3 protein-coding genes and 1 pseudogene are annotated in these 6,214 nt (G+C 56.1%); 1 reads left to right on the forward strand and 3 read right to left on the reverse strand.

Going from position 1 to position 6,214, the window contains the following annotated elements:
* Window positions 1–553 (reverse strand): annotated as a pseudogene (locus DN412_RS41980) (transposase DNA-binding-containing protein); the annotation flags it as partial.
* Window positions 554–814: 261 nt separating this feature from the next.
* Between DN412_RS41980 and DN412_RS41985 the strand changes: the two are divergent.
* Entirely contained in the window at window positions 815–2,431 is a 1,617-nt protein-coding gene (locus DN412_RS41985; protein WP_115216872.1) for a bifunctional 3-(3-hydroxy-phenyl)propionate/3-hydroxycinnamic acid hydroxylase, read from the forward strand.
* Window positions 2,432–2,904: 473 nt separating this feature from the next.
* Here DN412_RS41985 and DN412_RS41990 read toward each other — a convergent pair whose 3' ends face one another.
* Together DN412_RS41990 and DN412_RS41995 are read right to left on the reverse strand one after the other, a co-directional pair.
* Window positions 2,905–4,047, reverse strand: a complete 1,143-nt coding sequence (locus DN412_RS41990; protein WP_161564131.1) for an MFS transporter — start codon at window positions 4,045–4,047, stop codon at window positions 2,905–2,907.
* Window positions 4,048–4,315: 268 nt separating this feature from the next.
* Entirely contained in the window at window positions 4,316–5,674 is a 1,359-nt protein-coding gene (locus DN412_RS41995; RefSeq protein WP_115216874.1) for an MFS transporter, read from the reverse strand.
* Window positions 5,675–6,214 lie beyond the last annotated feature (540 nt).

A 6,214-nucleotide genomic window follows, 5' to 3' on the forward strand; every position in this document is an offset into this window, starting at 1 on the left:
CAGCAAGGTTGCGGTTGTGTTGGCTGCGGATCAGCCAGTCGGCTGGTTGGCCAAGTTCCTGGGCGCGCGCCATCAATTCGGCAATATCACCCTCGCGGTCCGTCACATACACCAGTCGTGTCCGGGCCAATAGCGCGGCTTGTTCCGCAACGCGTTCATACCCTTCTATCCAGCGTACGCTTTCCTTGATCCCGCCGCGGTTGCCGTCGGCGTCCTTCGGTTCCCGAGCCCACATCCAGGCATCGATCACCCCAAGCGGTTCCCGGTCTGGCGTCACCGCGTAGGTCGGATGGAGATACATGCCCCGCTGGGCTTCGTAGCTCAGCGGCCCCAACCCCTCCATCTCCTGGCCATTAAAACTCAACTCGGTCGAATCAGCGATGCACAGCACTACCGGAAACTGCGCAGCTCTGTCCGCCGTGCGTTCCCAATGCGGCTGCATCACGTCCCGCCAATCGATCTGCTCATTGCCGAGAAACCGATATGCCCCAATGGTTTGCGACCAGTCGTCGCATGCGCCGGGGATGCNTAACAACCCCTTACCTCGAAATTTCGCAGCCTCAGGCTACATGCTCGGCTGCCGAGGCGGTCCTACTTCTGTATAAGGGAATGCCGTAAAGGAGCCTCTCAACTCCTGTTCATCATACGGAAAATTGCTAGTCAACTTTCCTTTTCATTTTTACAGTGTGACTCAACTATTATCCAGATATGGGTCCATGATTACGACAGGCAATTGATTACGGTCAGGGTCCGACGAGGGTAGATCTTGAGCTGCATATCAGATAAGTGAAAGTTTGAAGGAGACGAATAGATCATGGAACTGTTAGGACGTTCGGACACTGTATTCGATGTGCTTATCGTTGGCTACGGCCCTGCCGGCGCGACGATGGCAAATCTGTTGGGCAAGCGCGGTTACAGTGTTGCCGTTTTTGATCAGGCGCTTGAAATCTACGATAAGCCCCGCGCGATCACCGCTGACCAAGAAGTGATGCGGGTGCTCCAGGAGTGTGGACTGGCGGAAGAGGTTTCCAGGAGAACGACTCCGCATCCCGGAACTGACTTCATTGGCATAGAGGGACAACTCATCAAGTGCTTCTACCCTGCACCACCCCCGTCGCCTTTAGCATGGGATCCCACATGGATGTTTGTACAGCCCGAACTTGAAGCAACGCTTCGCGCAGGAGTGGCCCGATATCCGAAGGTTCAAGAATTTCTCGGATACGAGTTCCTCGAATACTCCCAGGGAGAAGACGGGGTTGTGGCAACGGTCAAGCAGCTAGCGAGGGACACTGTCTTCACTATCCGGGGTAAGTACCTGCTCGGTTGCGACGGCGGACGAAGCACCGTGCGGCGGCAGATGGAAGCGACGATTGAAGATCTCGCGTTTGATGAGTGGTGGATGGTGGTGGATGCATGGATGCACGGTCCCATCGATCTGCCGCCGCGTTGTGTCCAGTACTGCAGGCCCTCCCGTCCTGGAACCTACATCGTCGGGCCGGATAATTTGCGTCGGTGGGAAATTAAGATGTTGCCCGGTGAAACGCCGGATGATTTCGAAAGTGACGAAGCGGTACTGCAAGTGTTGTCCACATTTGTAGATCCCACCAATTTGCAAGTCTGCAGAACGGCGATCTACCGTTTCCATGCGTTAGTGGTCGACGAATGGCAAGATGGGCGTGTGTTCCTGATGGGCGACGCCGCTCATCAGATGCCACCGTTCCTTGGCCAGGGCCTTTGTGCCGGCATCAGAGATGCGCTCAATCTCGCCTGGAAGATCGACGGCGTAGAGCGTCTCGGCTACTCGAAGACACTCCTCAATTCTTACACTGAGGAGCGAAAACGCCATGTGCGGACAATAGTCAGCCATGCCAAATCATTCGGACTGATTATCGGTGAATTGGACGAAACGGCCGCACGGAGGCGAGACCGTGAGCTCGCCGAGTTGCTTGCATCGGGCAAGGCAGAAACTGTACGACAGAAATTCATTCCTGGACTGGAGACAGGACTGATTGGCCGAGATACTGATCAACAGATACAGGTTGGCGCAGGGGAGCTTTTTGTTCAACCATGGATTCATAGTGGTGACGAGTTCAGGCGCCTAGACGATCTACTGCCACCGGGGTTCCTGATTGTGGCAGGTTCCTCAGAAGTACCGAACTGGTTCGATGCAAGTACGAATGATGCTTTGGAAAAAATCGGCGGGAGAACAGTGGTCATCAGCACTGCACCAAGTCCCGTAAACTTACCAACACTGAGTTTGATGGAGCGGGACGGGCTGTTTAACCAATGGCTTTCGTCGCTCGGAGCGAAGGCGGCCATCATCCGTCCAGATCACTATGTCTATGGCACCGCAGCCGGCGCAGACGAACTTCGTCGACTGATTGCTCAACTTGCCGAACACATTACTCCCGCTATGGCACAAGCGATGTAAGCCCTGTTTGTCGCACACTGAATTGCCAATCTTCTAAGGCTGGTGGGCTCGCCCGCACCAAGACGGTCAGATTGTGAAGTGGGAACCTGACCGTCGGCAGAGCTGCGCAAGCGTTACAGCATTCGCGTACTGGCCGTCAGCGATTGGAATCTCGTCGAGCAGTCGTCGGCTTTCCTGCCTCGAGTCTGCTGGGTGGAATGGCGCTGCAATACTCGAGGAGACAGTGGCCCCACAATTGGCCGACCTCAACCGCTGTGAAGACGCGATCAGGCCGTTCATCGTCCGTATGTCGGGCGGCCTGCGGACATGGTTGCCTATGCGCAGACCGGTGCCAATCTCCACTTTCTCGTCGGGTACTGCAATGCGAACGGCCTCACCCCATACCGGTATCTCATCTGGCCATTCAGCAAGAGCCGGAACCAAATCCGCGGCCTCACCGCCGAATTTTGGCAAACGTACCGATTGAATGCACACTATCTGTCAAGTGTAGGCAGGCGAGCACCCCTGCGCGCAACCGCTCTGCCAAAGGAAAAAGCTAAGATCGGCAGCGCCAGGGCTGCGGAGTAGAACCAGATTGTCTGCCCCAAGGAGTCAGCCACAACAGCCGCCAGACTCATTCCAATCGCCTGTCCAAAGAAAAGCGTCGCGGCAAACAGACCGACCGCAGTACCTCGTGCTTCCGGCGACATTTGCGTTGCCTCGGTCTGCAAAGTGTTATGAAGCGTATAGAATCCCAAGCCACCAAGAAAGCATCCAAGTGCGCTCCACTCCCAGCGCGATCCGGCAGCCACAATGGCAAAGCCCGAGCTCAGAAAGAGACCGCCCAGGCCTGCTATACCTCCTCGCGAGAGATGCCGAGTCAGCATGCCTGATAAGGCTACATAGACCAATCCGCCGATACCGTACATCGCCATAACGGTACCGGATGCACCGAGACTCAGCCCGAACTCCATGTGCAAATAAGCGGGCACAAGCGCAAAGCCCGAGAGTGTAAATAAGCCTTCGAGCACCGTCACTAGGAGAATATGACGTGCCCATCGCTGCCGAAGGACTTCTCGGACCTGTCCCCCAATGGAGCGTCGAAGTGGCAAGTCTGGCTCCTGGCCCAACGCCTTCGTCCCGACACGAAGTGCAACAAGGCCAAAGCCCGCCGCCAATACGATGAACACGACACGCCAGTGCAGTACATCCGCGATAAGTCCCGACATCCACTGGCCACCAATCAAGCCACCGATTGTGGCGAGGAGAAGACGGGCCAACGCTTGTTGCCTTCTCTCGATGGGCACCGTATCCCCGATTCTCGCCATGCTCATCGGGACAATGCCTGCAGCCGCTGCGCCGGAAAGACCCCGCGCAATAGCAAGCGCGGTCATTGTTGGTGCGAGCGACGCCAGGATGTTCGCCACCGAGCTCGCAGCCAGTGCAACAGCGATGACACGCAGCTTGCCAAAGCGGTCGCCTAACGGGCCATATACAAGTTGCAGAATGCCGTAGGCCAACACAAATGCCGATATGGACCACCCGGCCTCGCCAATTTGCACCCCGAAATCAACCGACAGTGCCGGAAGCAGGACATCACAGGCGCGCATCGACGCCATGCTTAGAGCAACCGCCAATGCCAGCGTTCCTCTCACGGACATTAGAACTTGCGCCAGATGCACAGGCTACCAGTAATTCCACTGCCCATTTTTCTCAACCTATCCCTATCGTGAAGCGCAATGTCATTGGTGTTGGTTTGCCTGGATATGGCATATAGGTACCGTTCATTATTCAATGTTTCCACCAGTTATGATTTCATCTCCGCCAACAGGGGCTACTCTGAATCTGAAGGAAATTACGTTGTTTTCATATAAAAATGACGAAATATAATCCGGAATGGCTGGGCTATTCGGCCGATACAATCTCCGGAAGTTTATGAGGCTTCCTTGCCGGAATGTGATTTCTGATTACGCAAATGCATGTCAGTGCAAATAACATTGCCAAGGCCAAGAGCGTGAAATAGGCGGCTGCTCCGCCTAAGGAAATGACTGCTGCGCCGGCAAACGCGCTGACAATCGCTCCCAACCTGCCAAAGGCCGTAGCCGCACCGACTCCGCGGGCACGGATCTCCGTTGGATACAGGTGAGCACCGAGTGCATACATCGGACCCTGAACGGCATTGACAAAGAACCCATGAACTCCAATACCGACAATAAAGGCGCTCACGCCTATGTGGGCATAGCGCGCTTGTAGTAACAATGCGGTTAGCATGGCCCCTAGCGCAGCAATCGCCAAGATGACGCGCGATCCAAATCTGGATACGAGACCCGCGCAGAGTAGTGCCCCGACCAGGCCTCCGACGTTGTAAGCCGTAAGGCCGTGACTCGCAATACCTATATCCAAGCCTTCAAAGGCCAGCATTGCCGGGAGCCAGCTAAACGCACTGTATAGCGCCAGCAAACACATAAAGAAGGCGCCCGAAAGTGCTGCCGTGTCACGTATCCAGCGTGCTGTGAACAGGTTCGTCAAGCCCATCTTTGCATCCGCGTCCATCTTGGTCGCGTCAACGATAAGGGCGCCTTCTGGGATAGGTCCTCGCATGCGGGCGAGAAGGCGCCGGAGATCTTCCTGCCGGTGCGCACGACGTGCTAGGTATCGGGGAGATTCAGGCAGGGAGAGTGCTAATAGTATGGTGAAGGCAAGTGGCAACAACCCACCAAGGAAGAATAGACTGCGCCAGCCGGAATTTGGCAGCACCATGGCAGACAGAATTCCCGCGACAATCCCGCCAACCGGATAGCAGACCACGGTCGCTGTCACCGCTAGGGTACGCATTCTCGCCGGCGTGAATTCCACCGCGATGATGGACGCCGTGGGCAACGCCCCCCCGATTCCAAGCCCCGCTATGAATCTCAGCGCCCCCAGTTCTAGCGGGCTGCTCGAGAAGCCCATTGCAAGCGTGGCTGTGCCGAAAATGCTTATGCTGGCGATGAGTGCGACCCTGCGACCCACCCGGTCCGCTACGGCGCCGACCGATACACTGCCAATTGCCATTCCGAGGAGGCCCGCCGCTACTATAGGGGCGAACGCTTCACGTGTCATGCCCCATTCACGCAGTATCGCCGGATCCGCGAAGCCAATAAGCTGGCCATCGAAGCCATCCAACACTGCAGCCAGACTGGCGAGCAGGACGGCGAGCTTCTGTATGCTGCTGAACGGGCCATCGTCGAGGATCAGACCAATATCGATCGCCTTGCCACTCATCCTTGGGCCCTCCTATTCTTGAAGCACCGCCTCACTGCGTAGCTGCGGAATCCTCGTATATCCATCTGGTGTCTCCTGAATTTTGTTCGCAATGTAGGTCTTCCCTGAATCTGAGTAGGCTCCCCCCGGTGGAAATGTCCGCGCGCAAAAGTTGAATAGCCGCATTAGATACGATACGGATCGATTCATATCATACTATCCCGTTCGTCCCTTGCTGACAAGGCTCCATGACCGGGAATGCGATGTAATCGTTGGTTGATCCGTGTAGCCGCGTTGGCGATTTCATCGTCGCAGCATGGGCATCCAGAGTGGGCAATCGGGTGGCGTTCGTTCGTGCGGAACTCCGCGGCGCAAATCACGCGCTCCTGATCGGAGATGGCGACGCAGTCGGTCACGCCACCAGCTTCAGGCTTCGATACTATTGAGATTTACAAAAAACATGACAACGGATTCAGGGCTGGCGCGTTTCATCTCTAACGGGTTGATTGGAGATACGCGCCGTGTCGAAGAAGCCGTTAGACGATGCAACGAAGAAGCGCT

It is taken from the genome of Cupriavidus lacunae (assembly GCF_003353055.1).
GTDB lineage: Bacteria > Pseudomonadota > Gammaproteobacteria > Burkholderiales > Burkholderiaceae > Cupriavidus > Cupriavidus lacunae.